This window comes from Staphylococcus sp. GDY8P94P, from assembly GCF_017892255.1.
Taxonomy (GTDB): domain Bacteria; phylum Bacillota; class Bacilli; order Staphylococcales; family Staphylococcaceae; genus Staphylococcus; species Staphylococcus cohnii.
In genome coordinates, this window is the sequence record NZ_JAESKU010000018.1 from 47,779 (window position 1) to 65,734 (window position 17,956).

Annotated in this window: 21 protein-coding genes; all 21 read left to right on the forward strand. The window is 34.1% G+C overall.

Annotation, left to right across the window (positions count from 1 at the left end; all coding sequences use genetic code 11):
• The first annotated feature begins 643 nt into the window (after window positions 1–643).
• The 21 genes from rho (at window position 644) to KA926_RS12135 (ending at window position 17,939) form a co-directional block, all read left to right on the forward strand.
• Window positions 644–1,960, forward strand: a complete 1,317-nt coding sequence (gene rho, locus KA926_RS12035) for a transcription termination factor Rho (RefSeq protein WP_107384850.1) — start codon at window positions 644–646, stop codon at window positions 1,958–1,960.
• 133 nt (window positions 1,961–2,093) lie between these two features.
• Window positions 2,094–2,351, forward strand: a complete 258-nt coding sequence (locus KA926_RS12040) for a type B 50S ribosomal protein L31 (protein ID WP_019468287.1) — start codon at window positions 2,094–2,096, stop codon at window positions 2,349–2,351.
• A gap of 202 nt (window positions 2,352–2,553) precedes the next feature.
• Window positions 2,554–3,153: a thymidine kinase gene (locus tag KA926_RS12045; RefSeq protein WP_107384849.1), complete on the forward strand. Its 600-nt coding sequence runs from the start codon at window positions 2,554–2,556 to the stop codon at window positions 3,151–3,153.
• On the forward strand, window positions 3,153–4,229 hold the full coding sequence (gene prfA / locus KA926_RS12050) for a peptide chain release factor 1 (RefSeq protein WP_019468289.1): 1,077 nt from the start codon (window positions 3,153–3,155) through the stop codon (window positions 4,227–4,229). Before KA926_RS12045 ends, prfA begins: the two co-directional genes overlap by 1 nt.
• Complete coding sequence (gene prmC, locus KA926_RS12055) at window positions 4,213–5,052, forward strand: peptide chain release factor N(5)-glutamine methyltransferase (protein WP_210144525.1); 840 nt, start codon at window positions 4,213–4,215, stop codon at window positions 5,050–5,052. The genes prfA and prmC overlap by 17 nt, the downstream gene beginning before the upstream one ends.
• A 95-nt stretch (window positions 5,053–5,147) precedes the next feature.
• Complete coding sequence (locus KA926_RS12060; RefSeq protein ID WP_107384847.1) at window positions 5,148–6,191, forward strand: L-threonylcarbamoyladenylate synthase; 1,044 nt, start codon at window positions 5,148–5,150, stop codon at window positions 6,189–6,191.
• The gene (locus KA926_RS12065; protein ID WP_210144527.1) at window positions 6,188–6,610 is read left to right on the forward strand and encodes a low molecular weight protein arginine phosphatase; all 423 of its coding nucleotides are present in this window, start codon (window positions 6,188–6,190) and stop codon (window positions 6,608–6,610) included. Before KA926_RS12060 ends, KA926_RS12065 begins: the two co-directional genes overlap by 4 nt.
• A 143-nt stretch (window positions 6,611–6,753) precedes the next feature.
• Window positions 6,754–7,278 carry a TIGR01440 family protein gene (locus KA926_RS12070; RefSeq protein WP_107384845.1) on the forward strand — a complete coding sequence of 175 codons (525 nt, stop codon included), beginning with the start codon at window positions 6,754–6,756 and terminating at the stop codon, window positions 7,276–7,278.
• 21 nt (window positions 7,279–7,299) lie between these two features.
• Window positions 7,300–8,538 carry a serine hydroxymethyltransferase gene (gene glyA, locus KA926_RS12075; RefSeq protein ID WP_107386306.1) on the forward strand — a complete coding sequence of 413 codons (1,239 nt, stop codon included), beginning with the start codon at window positions 7,300–7,302 and terminating at the stop codon, window positions 8,536–8,538.
• 16 nt (window positions 8,539–8,554) lie between these two features.
• The gene (upp, locus tag KA926_RS12080; protein WP_019468295.1) at window positions 8,555–9,184 is read left to right on the forward strand and encodes a uracil phosphoribosyltransferase; all 630 of its coding nucleotides are present in this window, start codon (window positions 8,555–8,557) and stop codon (window positions 9,182–9,184) included.
• 22 nt (window positions 9,185–9,206) lie between these two features.
• Window positions 9,207–10,337, forward strand: a complete 1,131-nt coding sequence (wecB, locus tag KA926_RS12085) for a non-hydrolyzing UDP-N-acetylglucosamine 2-epimerase (protein WP_210144529.1) — start codon at window positions 9,207–9,209, stop codon at window positions 10,335–10,337.
• Window positions 10,338–10,491: 154 nt separating this feature from the next.
• Window positions 10,492–10,842 carry an ATP synthase subunit I gene (locus KA926_RS12090; protein ID WP_107384852.1) on the forward strand — a complete coding sequence of 117 codons (351 nt, stop codon included), beginning with the start codon at window positions 10,492–10,494 and terminating at the stop codon, window positions 10,840–10,842.
• 27 nt (window positions 10,843–10,869) lie between these two features.
• Window positions 10,870–11,592, forward strand: coding sequence for a F0F1 ATP synthase subunit A (atpB, locus tag KA926_RS12095; protein WP_119535534.1), 723 nt, complete (start codon window positions 10,870–10,872; stop codon window positions 11,590–11,592).
• 38 nt (window positions 11,593–11,630) lie between these two features.
• Complete coding sequence (gene atpE / locus KA926_RS12100; RefSeq protein ID WP_002482721.1) at window positions 11,631–11,837, forward strand: F0F1 ATP synthase subunit C; 207 nt, start codon at window positions 11,631–11,633, stop codon at window positions 11,835–11,837.
• Between the two features lie 97 nt (window positions 11,838–11,934).
• Complete coding sequence (locus KA926_RS12105; protein ID WP_107384851.1) at window positions 11,935–12,462, forward strand: F0F1 ATP synthase subunit B; 528 nt, start codon at window positions 11,935–11,937, stop codon at window positions 12,460–12,462.
• On the forward strand, window positions 12,462–13,001 hold the full coding sequence (locus tag KA926_RS12110) for a F0F1 ATP synthase subunit delta (protein WP_107384840.1): 540 nt from the start codon (window positions 12,462–12,464) through the stop codon (window positions 12,999–13,001). The genes KA926_RS12105 and KA926_RS12110 overlap by 1 nt, the downstream gene beginning before the upstream one ends.
• A gap of 20 nt (window positions 13,002–13,021) precedes the next feature.
• Window positions 13,022–14,536: a F0F1 ATP synthase subunit alpha gene (atpA, locus tag KA926_RS12115; protein ID WP_107384839.1), complete on the forward strand. Its 1,515-nt coding sequence runs from the start codon at window positions 13,022–13,024 to the stop codon at window positions 14,534–14,536.
• A gap of 30 nt (window positions 14,537–14,566) precedes the next feature.
• Window positions 14,567–15,433: an ATP synthase F1 subunit gamma gene (gene atpG / locus KA926_RS12120; RefSeq protein ID WP_107384838.1), complete on the forward strand. Its 867-nt coding sequence runs from the start codon at window positions 14,567–14,569 to the stop codon at window positions 15,431–15,433.
• Between the two features lie 21 nt (window positions 15,434–15,454).
• Window positions 15,455–16,867 (forward strand): F0F1 ATP synthase subunit beta, encoded by a 1,413-nt coding sequence (atpD, locus tag KA926_RS12125; protein WP_210144531.1) that lies wholly within the window; start codon window positions 15,455–15,457, stop codon window positions 16,865–16,867.
• An 18-nt stretch (window positions 16,868–16,885) separates the two neighbouring features.
• Window positions 16,886–17,290, forward strand: coding sequence for a F0F1 ATP synthase subunit epsilon (locus KA926_RS12130; RefSeq protein WP_119535531.1), 405 nt, complete (start codon window positions 16,886–16,888; stop codon window positions 17,288–17,290).
• A 415-nt stretch (window positions 17,291–17,705) separates the two neighbouring features.
• Window positions 17,706–17,939, forward strand: coding sequence for a DUF1146 family protein (locus KA926_RS12135; protein ID WP_019468304.1), 234 nt, complete (start codon window positions 17,706–17,708; stop codon window positions 17,937–17,939).
• The last annotated feature ends 17 nt before the right edge of the window (window positions 17,940–17,956 follow it).

The following is a 17,956-nucleotide window of genomic DNA, read 5'->3' on the forward strand; positions in this document are numbered from 1 at the left end:
CCAAATCGCTATAAGTGATGTGTCATCATACAAAAACATCTCCGTATTATTTAAAGAAGTAACTATTTTATAACAATAGAAAACATGATTTATCATATACAATTAATGGAAAGTTGAATTTTTAAATTCACCAAATAATTCAACTGAACATGAGTATAAATGATGGATTAGTCACTTTTTTAATCTTGCGATTTCGATCGTGCATGCTTGCCTGGGGATATGATTCGAGTTTGTAGTCTCTCATTCATATCATTTCCCCGGGCGTCAGCACGTTTTTAAATCGCTATAAACTAAGACTTAACTTATATTATTCGTTGAAACTGAAATTTTAATTCCTAATATAAGTACATCGCAATATGTAAATAACAACTTCTGTATTGTTTCAATAGCAATTGATAATTACGCTTGAGCTAAAGATATTTATATCTTGGGGCTTATTATATTTAGAAAATTTGAAATATAAAGTAAAGTTTTACAATTTAACATACTGTTTTATTAACTAATTAGCTTTAAAGCAGTATTTATAAATTTCAATTATTGAAATACATTTTGTAATTAAATAAAATATTTGCTATAGTTATAAAGGTAAATAGCGTAGTTCATTATGTTATTTAAAACTTATTTATGAAATGGGTGCAAGATAATGCCTGAAAAAGTACGAACATCACCTCAGTACGAATCGTTCCACGAGTTATATAAAAATTACACTACTAAAGATCTCACTCAAAAAGCAAAATCACTGAAATTAACAAATTATAGTAAATTAAATAAAAAAGAGTTAGTTCTTGCAATTATGGAAGCGCAAATGGAAAAAGATGGAAACTATTATATGGAAGGTATCTTAGATGATATCCAACAAGATGGTTACGGCTTCTTAAGAACTGTCAATTATTCAAAAGGTGAAAAAGATATTTATATATCTGCTAGTCAAATACGTCGTTTTGAAATTAAACGAGGCGATAAAGTAACTGGTAAAGTAAGAAAACCAAAGGATAATGAAAAGTATTATGGTTTGCTACAAGTAGATTTTGTCAATGATGAGAATGCAGAAGAAGTTAAGAAAAGACCACATTTCCAAGCATTAACACCATTATACCCAGAAGAACGCATCAAGTTAGAAACAACAAAAGAAAACTATTCTACGCGTATTATGGATTTAATTACTCCAATCGGTTTAGGACAACGTGGTTTGATTGTTGCCCCGCCTAAAGCTGGGAAAACATCATTATTGAAAGAAATTGCAAATGCCATCGCAATCAATAAACCTGATGCAGAATTATTTGTGCTACTTGTGGGTGAAAGACCAGAAGAGGTTACTGATATAGAGCGTTCTGTTGAATCGGCAGAAGTTGTTCACTCAACATTTGATGAACCTCCACAGCATCATGTCAAAGTAGCAGAATTACTATTAGAACGTGCAAAGCGTTTAGTAGAAATAGGTAAAGATGTCATTATTTTAATGGATTCCATTACAAGACTTGCACGTGCATATAACTTGGTTATCCCGCCAAGTGGACGTACACTTTCAGGTGGTTTAGATCCAGCATCATTACACAAACCTAAGGCGTTCTTTGGTGCAGCAAGAAATATTGAAGCTGGTGGTAGTATGACGATATTAGCTACTGCGTTAGTGGATACTGGTTCTCGTATGGATGATATGATATATGAAGAATTTAAAGGAACAGGAAACATGGAATTACATCTTGATCGTAAACTAGCTGAACGTCGTGTATTTCCAGCTATTGATATTGGTCGAAGTTCTACACGTAAAGAGGAATTGCTAATATCACCAAAAGATTTAGAATCACTTTGGCAACTGCGTAACATGTTTACAGATTCACTTGATTTTACAGAAAGATTTGTAAGAAAATTAAAACGAACAAAAACGAATCAAGAATTCTTTGAACAATTACAGGAAGCTGCCAAGGAGAGTACTAAAACTGGAAAGCCAATTATTTAAAGCGGCTTATCATTTAAAAATGTGATTTAGGGTTGCGTTTTAGTTTTATAACAATTATAATTATCAAGTATTGGGTAAAAAAACTCACAAACAACTCTGTTCCAGATGGTTCAGGGCAAAGGAGCTGAAAAAAATGAAACAAAATATTCATCCTGAATACCACAAAGTTATCTTTTTAGATACAACTACAGATTTTAAATTCTTAAGTGGTTCAACAAAATCTTCATCAGAAACGATGGAATGGGAAGATGGAAATGAATACCCAGTTATTCGTTTAGATATTTCTTCTGATTCACATCCGTTTTACACAGGACGTCAAAAATTCGCTGCTGCGGATGGTCGTGTGGAACGTTTCAACAAGAAATTCGGATTCAAATCAAGCAACGAATAATTGTTGTAATAAGGCATTCTCATTTTATGAGAATGCTTTTTTATTTAACATGGATGATGGAAAGGTAAAACCAAAAGAGTGCCGATGTTTTAGTACATTAATTACATATTAAATTACAAATAACTTAAGAGAAATTGATATTTTAAGATGGAAAATATGATATAATAAACCGATTATGTTTTGAAAAAGGGTGGAACGCATAATGAATGAAACTTATCATTCCGGCTGGATAGAATGTATAACTGGAAGCATGTTTAGTGGTAAATCTGAAGAATTAATTCGTCGCTTAAGACGTGGACTATATGCTAAACAAAAGGTGGTTGTATTTAAACCAGCAATAGATGACCGCTATCATAAAGATAAAATTGTTTCGCATAATGGCAATGCAATTGAGGCAATTAATATCTCAACAGCAGCTGAGATTTATAAACACGATTTATCAAATTTTGATATTATAGCAATCGATGAAGTTCAATTTTTTGAAAACAACATTGTTCATATTGTAGAAGAATTAGCTGAAAAGGGACATAGAGTGATTACTGCAGGTTTAGATATGGATTTCAGAGGTGAACCATTTGAACCGATACCTCATTTATTAGCAGTAAGTGAAGAAGTGACTAAACTACAAGCTGTTTGTGCAGTATGTGGCTCGTCATCAAGCCGTACACAACGGTTAATTGATGGCAATCCAGCAAAAATAGATGACCCTGTGATTCTCGTCGGCGCAAACGAAAGCTATGAACCTAGATGTAGGGCACATCATATCGTTGCACCAAGTAATCATGAGAAGGAGGAAATGTAGTGTTTGATCAATTAGACATTGTAGAAGAAAGATACGAACAATTAAACGAAATGTTAAGTGATCCTGAAGTCGTAAATAACCCAGATAATTTACGAAAATATTCAAAAGAACAGGCTGATTTGCAAAAAACAGTTGAAGTGTATCGCGAATATAAACAAGTTAAAGAAGATGTAACTGAAATAGATGAAATGTTACAGGAAACAAAAGATGAAGAAGAAGTTGAAATGCTCAAAGATGAAAAGCAAGAATTGAGCCAAAAAATTCCAGAATTAGAAGAAGAATTAAAATTCTTGTTAATTCCAAAAGATCCAAATGATGAAAAAGATGTAATTGTTGAAATTCGTGCAGCTGCTGGTGGAGATGAGGCTGCAATATTTGCTGGAGATTTATTTAGAATGTATTCTAGATACGCTGAAGCGCATAGTTATAAGACAGATATAGTAGAAGCTACTGAAAGTGACCATGGCGGATACAAAGAGATTAGTTTCTCTGTTTCAGGCACAGGCGCTTATAGTAAATTGAAATACGAAAATGGCGCACATCGTGTACAACGTGTACCAGCAACAGAGTCAGGTGGACGTATTCACACGTCTACAGCTACAGTTGCCGTATTACCAGAAGTTGAAGATGTTGAGATAGAAATTCGTAATGAAGATATTAAAATAGATACCTATCGTTCTAGTGGGGCAGGTGGGCAACACGTAAATACTACAGATTCAGCCGTTCGAATCACACACTTGCCAACGGGTGTTATTGCTACTTCATCAGAAAAATCTCAAATTCAAAACCGTGAAAAAGCAATGAAAGTGTTAAAGGCACGTTTGTTTGATATGAAATTACAAGAAGAACAACAAAAGTATGCAGCACAGCGTAAATCAGCTGTCGGTTCAGGTGATCGCTCAGAGAGAATTAGAACATACAATTACCCACAAAGTCGTGTAACGGATCATCGTATTGGATTGACATTGCAGAAATTAGAGCAAGTTATGGAAGGTAAGTTAGATGAGATTATTGATGCACTAACTTTAGCTGAACAAACAGATAAATTGAAAGAACTGAATGACGGTGAATTATAGAGAAAGATTGAAGATTGCACAAAGCAAATGTGAAGCAATAGGTATTGAAGTAACAAGAGCTGAATGGTTGATGCTTGATTTATTTCAATGGCAAAAAACAGATTATTTGTTGCATGCTGACGAAATTATGACAGAAGCACACAACGTGTTGTTTGATAATGCGGAAGCAAGGATGTTACAAGGTGAACCTATTCAATATATTGTAGGCACACAATCTTTTTATGGTGAAATATTTAAAGTGAATGAACACTGTTTAATTCCGAGACCTGAAACAGAAGAAGTATTACTGCATTTTTATAATTTGGTGAAGTCTGGAGATAAAGTTGTAGATATAGGCACAGGTAGTGGCAACATACCTATTTTACTTAAAAAAATGAATCAATACTTGGACATTTTAGCTACAGATTTATATGATGCAGCTTTATCGGTTGCAAAAGACAATGCTCAGTATCATGATGTAGACATTACATTTTTACAAGGTGATGCCTTAAATCCTTTAATAGAGAAAAATATTAAAGTGAATGGATTAATTTCAAATCCACCATATATAGCTGATAGCGAAAAAACTTTAATGGAAGATACAGTATTGAGATATGAACCTACCAGTGCTTTATTTGCTGAAAATAATGGTTTTCAAGTTTATGATAAGATTTTAGAACAATTGCCAGATGTATTATTACCCAATGCAATAGTTGTGTTTGAAATTGGTTATAAACAAGGCCTTACTTTAAAGAAAAAAATTGAAGAAAAATATCCTGCTGTTTGTGTTCAAATAATAAAAGATATTAACAATAATGATAGAATTATTTCTTTCGAATGGTAACTTAAGAAGTTGTGTGCTGAACATGATAAGTCATGAAGGTGCATAACTTCTTATTTTGTTTTAAAATTGAAATTAAGATGAAAGGGTGTGTATAGATGGAAACAAAAATATGGGATTTGAGGAATCATCTGACAGACGATGTTAATATAGATACTTATAATGAAATAAAAAATGTTTTTGAAGCTGGTGGACTCATCGCTATACCAACTGAAACAGTATATGGTTTAGGTGGCGATGCAAGAAATGAACAGACTATAAAAAATATTTATGCAGCAAAAGGTAGACCTTCAGATAACCCTCTAATCGTTCATATACATAACGTTAAACAATTAGATGCATTTACAAAGCATATTACACAAGAAGTTAGGATGCTAATGAATCAATTTTGGCCTGGTCCAATTTCATTTATTTTACCACTGAAAAAAGGTTTTTTATGTGAAAGTGTAAGTGGTGGACTTTCATCCATAGCAGTTAGGATGCCGAGTCACCCGATTGGAAGGAAAATATTAGAGTTTGTAGATATACCGATTGCTGCGCCCAGTGCTAATTTAAGTGGTAGACCTTCTCCAACTAATTTTGAACACGTATATCGTGATTTAAACCAAAGAATTGATGGTATTGTCAATGGTGACCAAAGTGAAGAAGGTCTAGAAAGTACAGTGTTAGATTGTACACAATATCCGTTTAGGATAGCTCGTCCAGGGTCTATTACCAAATCTATGATTGAAAATGTGTTGCCTGGATCTATTTCAACAAAAGAGGATTTGAATCAAGAAAAGCCCATAGCTCCAGGAATGAAATATAAACATTATGCACCAGATACCCCAATAACAATTGTATACGCGGTTCATCAACAACTATCCTCAAGTAAAGATTGGCGTAATGTCGCTTTTATATTTCCAAAAGATAAACTGAAATATATTCCTGAAAATGCAACTTTCATTCCACTGTGTGAAAATGAAAGAGATATTAAAGGTGCAAATCATAATTTGTATCAAATATTGCATGATATAGATCAAAATGAAAATATTAAAGAGGCTTATATATTTGGATTTGAAAATCGTGATGATGCAGTTGCTATCATGAATCGTATGCAAAAGGCAGCAAATTATACCATTGTTAAAGGAGAAACTTTATGAAAATCGTTTTTGTCTGTACTGGAAATACTTGCAGAAGTCCGATGGCAGAAAGTATTGCAAAAGCTAAAATGCCAGATATTGAAGTTGCATCACGTGGCTTGTTTGCAATAGATGGTGCGCCTACATCAGAATATACACGCGCTATCATAAGAGAAAAACAATTACCAATACCAGAAAATGCTCAAAAGTTCACTGAAATTGATATGAATGCGGATCTTATTTTGACCATGTCAACAAGCCATAAAGAAGCAATTAAACAAATGTATGGTAAAGGTACACATATATTCACTTTAGGTGAGTATGTATTGCATGGTGATGATGTCGCTGATCCGTTCGGAGGAACTAAATCAGATTATATTGAAATTTATAATGAATTAAATTCATTGATTGAAAAATTAAAAAATAAAATATTAGAGTAAATAAATATGTGAAATTAGTATGAGTAACTCATTAAATACGTTATAATAATAATATGTAGCAAATTTGCTAGCAATTAAATTTGTCTGATTGGACTTATGTATTTTGGCTTACTTTATATCAAAATAAATAAGGGGTGTTGAACATGGAGGATTTAAAAGCGTTATTAGATGAATTAAAATCTAAATCTTTCTTTAAAGACGATGAGCTTTGCATTATAGGTTGTTCTACTTCAGAAGTGATTGGCGAACGCATAGGTAGTGTTGGATCAATGGAGGTAGCAAAAGATATATTTGAAGCATTAAAAGAGATTGAAACGGAAACAGGCGTTTCTTTTGTATTTCAAGGCTGTGAACATATCAATAGAGCAATAACTATTGAAAAAGCAAATTTCGATCCCCTAACGATGGAAGAAGTAACCGTTGTACCTGATGTCCATGCTGGAGGTAGTTTAGCTACATATGCATATCAACATATGGCTGACCCTATAGTCGTTGAAACAATTAACGTTCCAAAAGGTATTGATATTGGCCAAACATTAATCGGTATGCATATTAAGCATGTAGCGATACCTGAGCGTACAAGCGTGAAGCAAATTGGCGAAGCAATTGTTACAATCGCTTCTTCAAGACCTAAGAAAATTGGTGGCGAAAGAGCAAAATATAACTAATACAGAAACGAGGGTTTACTAATGTCATTTATTAAAGATCAAGATAAAGAAATTTATGAAGTGATTCAAAACGAGTTCAACCGTCAAAATAACAATATAGAGTTAATCGCATCAGAAAACTTTGTGTCGGAAGCAGTTATGGAAGCTCAAGGTTCCGTATTAACTAACAAGTATGCTGAAGGTTATCCAAACAGAAGATATTACGGTGGTTGTGAATACGTAGATGTATCTGAAACATTAGCTATTGAAAGAGCGAAGCAATTGTTTGGTGCAGAACATGTTAACGTTCAACCACATTCTGGTTCACAAGCAAATATGGCTGTTTATCTCGTTGCATTAGAACACGGAGATACTGTATTAGGTATGAATTTAAGTCATGGTGGACACTTAACTCATGGTGCACCAGTAAACTTTAGTGGTCAATTTTATAACTTTGTCGAATATGGTGTCGACAAAGAGAGTGAACAAATAGACTATGACGAAGTTTTAAAAGTAGCAAAAGCGCATCAACCTAAATTAATTGTTGCTGGCGCATCTGCATACTCAAAGACAATAGACTTCAAACGTTTTAGAGAAATTGCTGATGAAGTTGGCGCTAAATTGATGGTGGATATGGCGCATATCGCCGGATTAGTAGCTGCGGGTCTACACCCAAGCCCAGTAGAATACGCTGATTTTGTAACTACGACAACACATAAAACATTACGCGGTCCTCGTGGTGGTATGATTTTATGTAAAGAAGCATACAAAAAGCAAATTGATAAAACAATCTTCCCAGGCATTCAAGGGGGCCCTTTAGAACATGTTATTGCTGCTAAAGCTGTAGCGTTTGGTGAAGCACTTCAAGATGATTTCAAAACATATCAACAACAAGTGATAAAAAATGCAAAAGCATTAGCTGATACATTAAATAAAGAAGGTTTTAGAGTAGTATCTGGTGGTACTGATAATCATTTAGTTTGCGTAGATGTAAAAGGATCAGTCAATATTACTGGTAAAGTAGCAGAAGAAGCCTTGGACTCAATAGGTATTACTTGTAATAAAAATACAATTCCGTTTGATCAAGAAAAACCTTTTGTAACAAGTGGCTTAAGACTTGGTACGCCAGCAGCTACAACACGTGGTTTTGATGAAGCGGCATTTGAAGAAGTAGCCAAAATTATTAGCCTAGTGCTAAAAGATCCTGAAAATGAAACAACATTAAAAGAAGGACAAGAAAGAGTTAAAGCATTAACTACGAAACATCCTTTATATAATTAAATTGGAGGAAGTAATTATGGGCAACGTACATGTTTTTGATCACCCACTTATTCAACACAAATTAAGTTACATTAGAGATGTACATACAGGTACAAAAGAATTTAGAGAACTCGTAGATGAAGTTGGTATGTTGATGGCATACGAAGTAACTAGAAATCTAGAGTTACAAGATGTAGAAATTGAAACACCAGTCACTAAAATGATAGCTAAGAGACTAACAGGTAAAAAATTAGCATTTATTCCCATTTTAAGAGCGGGACTTGGTATGACACAAGGTATCTTAAATTTAGTGCCGGCAGCAAGAATAGGTCATGTTGGGTTATACAGAGATCCCGAAACACTAGAAGCAGTTGAGTATTTTGTAAAACTACCACAAGATATTGAAGAAAGAGAAATTGTAGTAGTTGATCCAATGCTAGCGACTGGTGCTTCCGCAATTGAAGCGATTAATTCACTTAAAAAACGTGGCGCTAAACACATCAGATTTATGTGTCTGATTGCAGCTCCAGAAGGTGTAGAAAAATTACAAGAAGCACATGAAGATGTTGATATTTATATCGCAGCATTAGATGAGAAATTAGATGACCATGCTTATATTACACCTGGTTTAGGTGACGCTGGTGACCGTTTATTCGGTACAAAATAGTTTAACCCAGGAGTGGAGTAGTATGAAAAAAGTTATGACTGTTTTTGGGACACGTCCTGAAGCGATAAAGATGGCACCGCTCGTTTTAGAGTTGGAGAAAGATTCTGAATTACAACCAATCGTTGTAGTGACTGCGCAACACAGAGAAATGTTAGATTCTGTCTTGAAGAGCTTTGACATAACACCTGATTATGATTTGAATATTATGAAACAGGGTCAATCATTGTCTGATATAACTTCTCGCATACTCATTCGATTAGAGGATGTGATAAAGGAAGCGCAACCAGATATGATACTTGTTCACGGAGATACTATGAGTACATTCGCCGGAAGCTTAGCAGCATTATATAATCAAGTCCCAATCGGACATGTCGAAGCTGGTTTACGAACTTGGAATAAATACGCTCCATTTCCTGAAGAAATGAATAGACAAATGGTAGGAGTAATGTCTGATTTAAACTTTGCTCCTACCAATAATGCTGCAAACAATTTGATCGCTGAAAACAAACCAGAAGACACGATCGTAGTGACAGGCAATACTGCGATTGATGCTATGAAAACGACAATTCATAATGGGTATCAATCAGAAATCATAGCTAAGCATAAAAATAAACGTATTATTCTCTTAACTGCGCATAGACGAGAAAATATTGGAGAACCTATGGCACATATTTTCAAAGCAGTACGTGATATTATCGAAGCATACGAGGATGTTGTTGTCGTATATCCAATACATAAAAACCCTGAAGTACGGGAAATTGCAGATTATTATTTGTCAAACCATACGAGAATCGAGCTTGTAGAACCATTAGAGGTTGTTGATTTTCATAATTTTGCACATCAGTCTTATTTAATTTTAACTGATTCTGGTGGAGTACAAGAGGAAGCACCTTCATTAGGCAAACCAGTGCTCGTATTAAGGGATGTAACAGAAAGGCCAGAAGGCGTGGCAGCGGGGACATTAAAAATTGTAGGTACAAATACAAAGGACATATTTGCAGCAACCAAAGAGCTATTAGACAACAAAAATTTATATGAAACAATGAGCACAGCACAAAATCCATATGGAGATGGCAATGCATCATATAGAATTCGTCAAAATATTAAATATTTTTTCGGTTTAATTGATAAAAAACCTTCTTCTTTCAAATAATTATGTATTTATGTGTCATTTTTGTGACATTCTTGTAAAAAATTGAATTACAATTTGAATAGAATTGACACGTAAAGTGCCCTATATTATTATTAAAATTGTATGATTGGAATGGTTCTCATATATGAAAGATAAGGTGAAGCGAGGCACTGAAATGAAACGTTTCAACATCATTTTTAATCAGTACATACAATACTATTTATATTGTATTATTGTACTTGTAATTGTGTTTATTTTCACATACTCTGCATTTATATTAGGTCTTATAATTGGTATGATCGGATCGCTAATCAATACTTTTACTTTTGAATATTATTTGGCGAAAGCAAAAGAAAAGGATAACATACATATTTCAACGGGCAACATTTGGAGATATTTGATAGTGATATTAGCTTGTACGACATGGTATTTTTATAAAGACTATATAAACATTTTTGGAGTAGTTGTTGGTTTAATGATTTCTTATGTTTTAATTGTTTTCAAACCATTTTTACACAAGAAATAAAATTTATAATGAAAGAGGTGAGAAAGCATGGATCATAAAGACCCTCTAGTCAGTTGGAATGTGTTCGGTCTAGACATCGTGTTTAATCTATCATCGATTATGATGATGTTGATTACGGCGTTTATTGTTTTTGTAATAGCTATTATTTGTACACGTAACCTCAAGAAACGTCCAACAGGCAAACAAAACTTTATTGAGTGGGTTTTTGATTTCGTAAGAGGGATTATTGAAAGTAACATGGCTTGGTCAAAAGGCGGTCAGTTCCATTTCTTAGCCGTTACATTAATCTTTTTCATATTTGTTAGTAATATGCTTGGATTACCGTTTCAATTAATTTCGGGACACACCCTGTGGTGGAAATCTCCCACAGCCGATCCAACTGTGACACTAACATTATCAACTCTGATAATACTATTAACACATTATTATGGAGTTAAAATGGTTGGAACTAAAGGATATTTCCAAAATTATACAAAGCCAATATTCCTATTGCCTATCAATGTATTTGAAGAATTCACTTCAACATTGACGCTAGGATTACGACTTTACGGAAATATTTTTGCAGGTGAATTATTGCTAGGATTATTAGCAGGTTTAGTATTCAACTTCCCAGCATGGGGTTGGCTAATCGGAATACCTGGCCTAATCGTATGGCAAGGGTTCTCAATTTTTATCGGTACGATTCAGGCATATATATTTGTAATGCTTTCGATGGTATATATGTCACACAAAGTACAAAAGAGTCATTAAATTAAAAAATAAAAAGAACAAATTAGGAGGATTTTTAAATGAATTTAATCGCAGCAGCAATCGCAATCGGCTTATCAGCACTTGGTGCAGGTATTGGTAATGGTCTTATCGTTTCAAGAACAGTAGAAGGTGTCGCTCGTCAACCAGAAGCACGTGGTCAATTAATGGGTATTATGTTCATCGGTATCGGTTTAGTTGAGGCGTTACCAATTATAGGTGTAGTTATCGCTTTCATGTCACTATAAGTAAACTAGTCTTTATGGCGAAGTCTTCTGGGCTCTCGCCGTTCGTTTTTATCAAAATACCTTATGATTATACTGGATGAAAGGAGTGTCTATGAAAGTGACTGCTACGACTAATATGTTCGTTCTAGGTGCGGCTAGTGGCGGCGGTGTACAATGGGGAACAATCATTGTTACGATTGCTACATTTGCCATTTTACTTTTACTATTGAAAAAGTTTGCTTGGGGCCCACTTAAAGAAGTGATGGACAAACGTGAACACGATATTAATAAAGATATCGACGATGCTGAACAAGCTAAATTAAATGCTCAAAAACTAGAAGCACAAAACAAACAAACACTAAAAGAAACACAAGAAGAGGTTCATAAAATTTTAGAAGAGTCTAAAATACAAGCCCGTAAACAGCACGAAGAAATCATTCACGAAGCCAACATTAGAGCCAATGGTATGATTGAAACAGCACAAAATGAAATAAACAGTGAAAAAGAACGTGCACTTGCGGATATTAACAATCAGGTTTCTGAACTTTCAGTACTTATTGCTTCAAAAGTACTTCAAAAAGAAATTTCAGAAAAAGATCAAAAAGAATTAGTTGAAAAGTACATTAAAGAGGCAGGCGATAAATAATGGCTAATGTAGCAAAAAAATATGCAAAAGCGTTATTTGATACTGCTAAAGAAAAAGCGTTACTCGATCAAATGTATGAAGAATTTTCAACAATTGACGAAGCAGTACAACCTGAAGTTGGAAAATTAAAAGAATTAGACACAGATCCGCAAAAAGATGTAACACAACGTCAACGTTTTGTTGCTATTATTTTTGGACATGCAAATCAATATTTACAGAATATGTTTATGGTGCTTGCAAGTAATCGCCACCTTACATATACTCATGAAATATTTTTAGCTTTTGAAACCTTATATAATGAATATCATAATCAAGACTTTGCAGTTATTGAATCAGTTTATAAACTATCTGAGGATGAAATAGCAAGTATTGATTCAATTATAAAATCACGTACAAAACTTTCAAAACTAATGATAACAAATGAAATAAATCCAGATCTTATCGGTGGTATCCGAGTTAAAGTCGGTACGAAAGTGATGGATGCAAGTATTAAAAATGATCTTGCCAAACTTGAAAAGCAATTTATTAGAGTGAAATAAAAATTGAAGGAGTGACATAGATGGCCATTAAAGCTGAAGAAATCAGTGCATTACTTCGCTCACAAATAGAAAATTATGAGTCAGAAATGGCTGTTACTGATGTAGGTACAGTTCTGCAAATTGGTGATGGTATCGCTTTAATCCACGGATTAAATGACGTTATGGCTGGTGAGCTTATTGAATTTAATAACGGCGTTCTAGGTTTAGCACAAAACTTAGAAGAATCCAATGTCGGTGTAGTAATTTTAGGCCCTTACGCGGATATAAAAGAGGGAGACGAAGTAAAACGAACTGGACGTATCATGGAAGTTCCAGTTGGTGAGGAGTTACTTGGTCGTGTCGTTAACCCATTAGGACAAGCAATTGATGGTCAAGGACCAATCAATACTACAAAAACACGTCCTGTAGAGAAGAAAGCAACTGGTGTAATGGATCGTAAATCTGTAGATGAACCATTACAAACAGGTATCAAAGCAATTGATGCACTTGTACCAATTGGTCGTGGGCAGCGTGAATTAATTATCGGTGACCGTCAAACAGGTAAAACAACGGTTGCCATTGATACAATTTTGAACCAAAGAGATCAAGATACAATTTGTATATACGTTGCTATCGGACAAAAAGACTCAACGGTTCGAGCAAATGTTGAAAAATTACGTCAAGAAGGTGCATTAGATTATACAATTGTTGTTTCTGCTTCAGCAGCAGATCCAGCACCTATGCTTTATATCTCGCCATATTCTGGTGTAGCAATGGCTGAAGAATTCATGTTTGCTGGCAAAGATGTTTTAATCGTTTATGATGATTTAACAAAACAAGCTGCAGCTTACCGTGAATTATCACTATTATTACGTAGACCTCCAGGTCGTGAAGCTTATCCTGGTGACGTATTCTACTTACATAGTAGATTATTAGAGAGAGCAGCTAAATTAAATGATGATTTAGGTGGCGGTTCAATCACAGCGTTACCTATTATTGAGACACAAGCAGGCGATATTGCTGCTTATGTTCCTACAAACGTAATTTCTATTACAGATGGACAAATATTCTTGCAATCTGACTTATTCTTCTCTGGTGTTAGACCAGCGATTAATGCAGGACAATCAGTATCACGTGTTGGTGGTTCTGCACAAATTAAAGCAATGAAAAAAGTTGCCGGAACTTTACGTCTAGATTTAGCATCATATCGTGAATTAGAATCATTCGCGCAATTTGGGTCTGATCTAGATGAATTTACTGCTAAAAAATTAGAACGTGGTAAACGTACAGTTGAAATATTAAAACAAGATAAAAACAAACCACTACCTGTAGAAAATCAAGTTTTAATTATTTATGCTTTAACAAAAGGACATTTAGATGATATCCCAGTAGTTGATATTACGCGTTTTGAAGACGAGTTGAATCAATGGGCTAAATCGAATGCATCTGATTTATTAAATGAAATCAAAACGACGGGTGCTTTACCTAATGATGAATCATTTGAATCAGCAATCAATGAATTCAAGAAGAGTTTTAGCAAATCAGAGGAAGCATAATAGTTAATGTAGATAAAAGGTGGTGAGATAATGGCATCTCTTAAAGAAATCGATACACGAATAAAATCAACAAAAAAGATGAAACAGATTACGAAAGCAATGAACATGGTTTCTAGTTCGAAATTGCGTCGTGCTGAAAAAAACACGAATCAATTCAGACCATATATGGCTAAAATGCAAGATGCAATTACAGCCGTTGCTGGTGCGGACAAAAATTCACATCATCCAATGTTACAACAGCGAGAAGTGAAGAAAAGTGGTTATATCGTAATTACTAGTGACCAAGGCCTTGCAGGTGCATACAATGCAAATGTATTGAAACATCTGATGAAAGATATTGAACGCAAACATAGTAGTAGTGATGAATATTCCATCTTAGTTTTAGGTCAAACAGGTGTTGATTTTCTTAAAAATAAAGGATATGAGATTCATGATTCTTTAACAGAAGTTCCTGATCAACCTTCATTTAAAGAGATACAAGCAATTGCTAAAAAAGCGATAGATTTGTATAACGACGAGATTGTGGATGAGGTAAAAATTTATTACAGTCACTTCGTAAGTGTTTTAGAAAACACACCTTCGATGAAAACTGTGCTTCCATTGTCTCCTGAAGATTCAAGCTTAGGACATGGTCAAATGTCTTCATATGAATTTGAACCAGACAAAGAAGCAATATTAAGTGTTATTTTACCTCAATATGTTGAAAGTTTAATATATGGAACGATTTTAGATGCAAAAGCAAGTGAACATGCTACACGTATGACGGCTATGAAAAATGCATCTGATAATGCGACAGATATCATTGATGATTTATCTATCGAGTATAACAGAGCGAGACAAGCAGCAATCACTCAACAAATTACTGAAATCGTTGGTGGCGCAGTTGCACTTGAATAATGATTAAAGGAGGAAAATAGCATGGGATTAGGCCGTGTAACACAAGTTATGGGTCCAGTAATTGATGTTCGCTTTGAGCACAATGAAGTTCCAGAAATTAATAATGCCTTAGTTCTCGATATAGAAAGAGAAGAAGGTAATGTTGAATTAACGTTAGAAGTTGCATTACAACTTGGCGATGACGTAGTACGAACAATCGCAATGGATTCAACTGATGGTGTTAAACGTGGTACAGAAGTTAGAGATAGCGGAGATAGTATTAGCGTACCAGTTGGTAATGAAACATTAGGTAGAGTATTTAATGTATTAGGTGATACGATAGATTTAGATGAAAACATAGATGACTCAGTGCGTCGTGATCCAATTCATAGAGAAGCACCTGCATTTGATCAGTTATCTACTAAAGTTGAAATTTTAGAAACAGGTATCAAAGTCATTGATTTATTAGCACCATATATTAAAGGTGGTAAAGTTGGATTATTCGGTGGTGCCGGTGTTGGTAAAACCGTATTAATTCAAGAATTAATCAATAATATCGCTCAAGAGCACGGCGGTATATCAGTATTTGCTGGTGTAGGTGAACGTACTCGTGAAGGTAATGACCTATACTTTGAAATGAGTGATAGTGGTGTTATTAAAAAGACAGCAATGGTATTTGGACAAATGAACGAACCACCTGGTGCGCGTATGCGAGTAGCACTTTCTGGTTTAACTATGGCTGAATATTTCCGTGATGAACAAGGACAAGATGTTCTATTATTCATAGATAACATCTTTAGATTTACACAAGCTGGTTCAGAAGTTTCTGCGTTATTAGGTCGTATGCCTTCAGCTGTTGGTTACCAGCCAACGTTAGCAACTGAAATGGGACAATTACAAGAACGTATTACTTCTACAACTAAAGGTTCTGTAACATCAATTCAAGCGGTATTCGTACCAGCCGATGATTATACTGACCCAGCACCAGCTGCAGTATTTGCCCACTTAGATTCAACTACAAACTTAGAACGTAAATTAACTGAAATGGGTATTTATCCTGCAGTTGATCCTTTAGCATCTACTTCTAGAGCGCTTGACCCATCAATTGTTGGCCAAGAACATTATGAAGTAGCACGTGAAGTACAATCTACTTTACAAAAATATAGAGAGTTACAAGATATTATAGCTATTTTAGGTATGGATGAACTTTCTGAAGAAGATAAACAAACTGTAGAACGCGCACGTCGTATTCAGATCTTCTTATCACAAAACTTCCACGTTGCTGAACAATTTACTGGTCAAAAAGGATCTTATGTGTCTGTTCAAAAAACAGTAGAAGGCTTCAAAGCAATATTAAATGGTGATTACGATCATATTCCAGAAGACGCATTCCGTCTAGTTGGAAGTATGGATGAAGTAATTGAAAAAGCTAAAGATATGGGTGTTGAAGTTTAAAATTAGGAGGTATGGATAATGAATACATTAAGCCTAAATATTGTCACTCCTAATGGTTCTGTTTACGACCGAGAAGATGTCACTCTTGCAGTATTACAAACTACTGCTGGAGAAATCGGTGTCATGTATGGACATATTCCAACAGTTGCAGCACTTGAAATTGGCTATGCCAAAATTAATTTTGACGGTGGTTCAGAATATATTGCAGTGAGTGAAGGTTTTGTTGAAGTAAGACAAGATAAATTATCAATCATTGTTCAAACTGCAGAGCCTGCGAATGAAATTGATGTCGCTAGAGCAGAATTAGCAAAATCAAGAGCAGAATCTCATTTAAACAATGAAGAAGATAGCAGTGACATAAATAGAGCCAAACGCGCATTAGATCGTGCTAATAACCGTCTTCATGTCGCTCAATTACAATAATGAATATAAGATATTCTATTATGTTTATCAAAAAAGTCGACAAAGTATAAAACTTTGTCGACTTTTTTCTATTTTTTGATTAAGACATGTTAAAATCAAAATTTTAGCGTATGATTATCAATGACATATTGATTTAAGTAATAGCTTGTATTTACTATATTAAAATATTTTTATGAAGACTTACATTTACATATGATTTTTCATAATCATTTATAAAGGAAGAAAATAATTGATAAATGACTAAAATAATTAAAAGTATTTAATTTTAATTGTTATGCATATATGTCATATATAATGGGAAAATAATACTAAATTGACGCTTTATTATTTAAATGTCAGTTATCTCATTATTAAGTATCTTTTGCATAGTGTTTCGTGTAAAATATATAAATAGTGTTTAGCAAGGAGAATAATTATGGAATATTTGGGACAGTTTTCAATTGTACATCTCATCTTACATGTCCTTTGTATTTGCATTGCCTATTGGGCATTGAATGCAGTGAGATTGGAACAATTTTTTAAAAAAGGTTTTCCAGTACAAGTTCAAATTTGTATGATATTTTTAGCAATATTAATCGGGACTTCAGTCAGCAATTTTATTGTAGATTTGTTACAATTTTCTACACAAATAAAATATTTGGCACAATAATTCAAATAATTGTATAT

What these genes read in the sequence shown, in the direction of transcription:
- rho (WP_107384850.1), top strand. Translation starts at nt 644, where the DNA reads ATGCCTGAAAAAGTACGAACATCACCTCAGTACGAATCGTTCCACGAG.
- KA926_RS12040 (WP_019468287.1), top strand. Translation starts at nt 2,094, where the DNA reads ATGAAACAAAATATTCATCCTGAATACCACAAAGTTATCTTTTTAGAT.
- KA926_RS12045 (WP_107384849.1), top strand. Translation starts at nt 2,554, where the DNA reads ATGAATGAAACTTATCATTCCGGCTGGATAGAATGTATAACTGGAAGC.
- prmC (WP_210144525.1), top strand. Translation starts at nt 4,213, where the DNA reads ATGACGGTGAATTATAGAGAAAGATTGAAGATTGCACAAAGCAAATGT.
- KA926_RS12060 (WP_107384847.1), top strand. Translation starts at nt 5,148, where the DNA reads ATGGAAACAAAAATATGGGATTTGAGGAATCATCTGACAGACGATGTT.
- KA926_RS12065 (WP_210144527.1), top strand. Translation starts at nt 6,188, where the DNA reads ATGAAAATCGTTTTTGTCTGTACTGGAAATACTTGCAGAAGTCCGATG.
- KA926_RS12070 (WP_107384845.1), top strand. Translation starts at nt 6,754, where the DNA reads ATGGAGGATTTAAAAGCGTTATTAGATGAATTAAAATCTAAATCTTTC.
- glyA (WP_107386306.1), top strand. Translation starts at nt 7,300, where the DNA reads ATGTCATTTATTAAAGATCAAGATAAAGAAATTTATGAAGTGATTCAA.
- upp (WP_019468295.1), top strand. Translation starts at nt 8,555, where the DNA reads ATGGGCAACGTACATGTTTTTGATCACCCACTTATTCAACACAAATTA.
- wecB (WP_210144529.1), top strand. Translation starts at nt 9,207, where the DNA reads ATGAAAAAAGTTATGACTGTTTTTGGGACACGTCCTGAAGCGATAAAG.
- KA926_RS12090 (WP_107384852.1), top strand. Translation starts at nt 10,492, where the DNA reads ATGAAACGTTTCAACATCATTTTTAATCAGTACATACAATACTATTTA.
- atpB (WP_119535534.1), top strand. Translation starts at nt 10,870, where the DNA reads ATGGATCATAAAGACCCTCTAGTCAGTTGGAATGTGTTCGGTCTAGAC.
- atpE (WP_002482721.1), top strand. Translation starts at nt 11,631, where the DNA reads ATGAATTTAATCGCAGCAGCAATCGCAATCGGCTTATCAGCACTTGGT.
- KA926_RS12110 (WP_107384840.1), top strand. Translation starts at nt 12,462, where the DNA reads ATGGCTAATGTAGCAAAAAAATATGCAAAAGCGTTATTTGATACTGCT.
- atpA (WP_107384839.1), top strand. Translation starts at nt 13,022, where the DNA reads ATGGCCATTAAAGCTGAAGAAATCAGTGCATTACTTCGCTCACAAATA.
- atpG (WP_107384838.1), top strand. Translation starts at nt 14,567, where the DNA reads ATGGCATCTCTTAAAGAAATCGATACACGAATAAAATCAACAAAAAAG.
- atpD (WP_210144531.1), top strand. Translation starts at nt 15,455, where the DNA reads ATGGGATTAGGCCGTGTAACACAAGTTATGGGTCCAGTAATTGATGTT.
- KA926_RS12130 (WP_119535531.1), top strand. Translation starts at nt 16,886, where the DNA reads ATGAATACATTAAGCCTAAATATTGTCACTCCTAATGGTTCTGTTTAC.
- KA926_RS12135 (WP_019468304.1), top strand. Translation starts at nt 17,706, where the DNA reads ATGGAATATTTGGGACAGTTTTCAATTGTACATCTCATCTTACATGTC.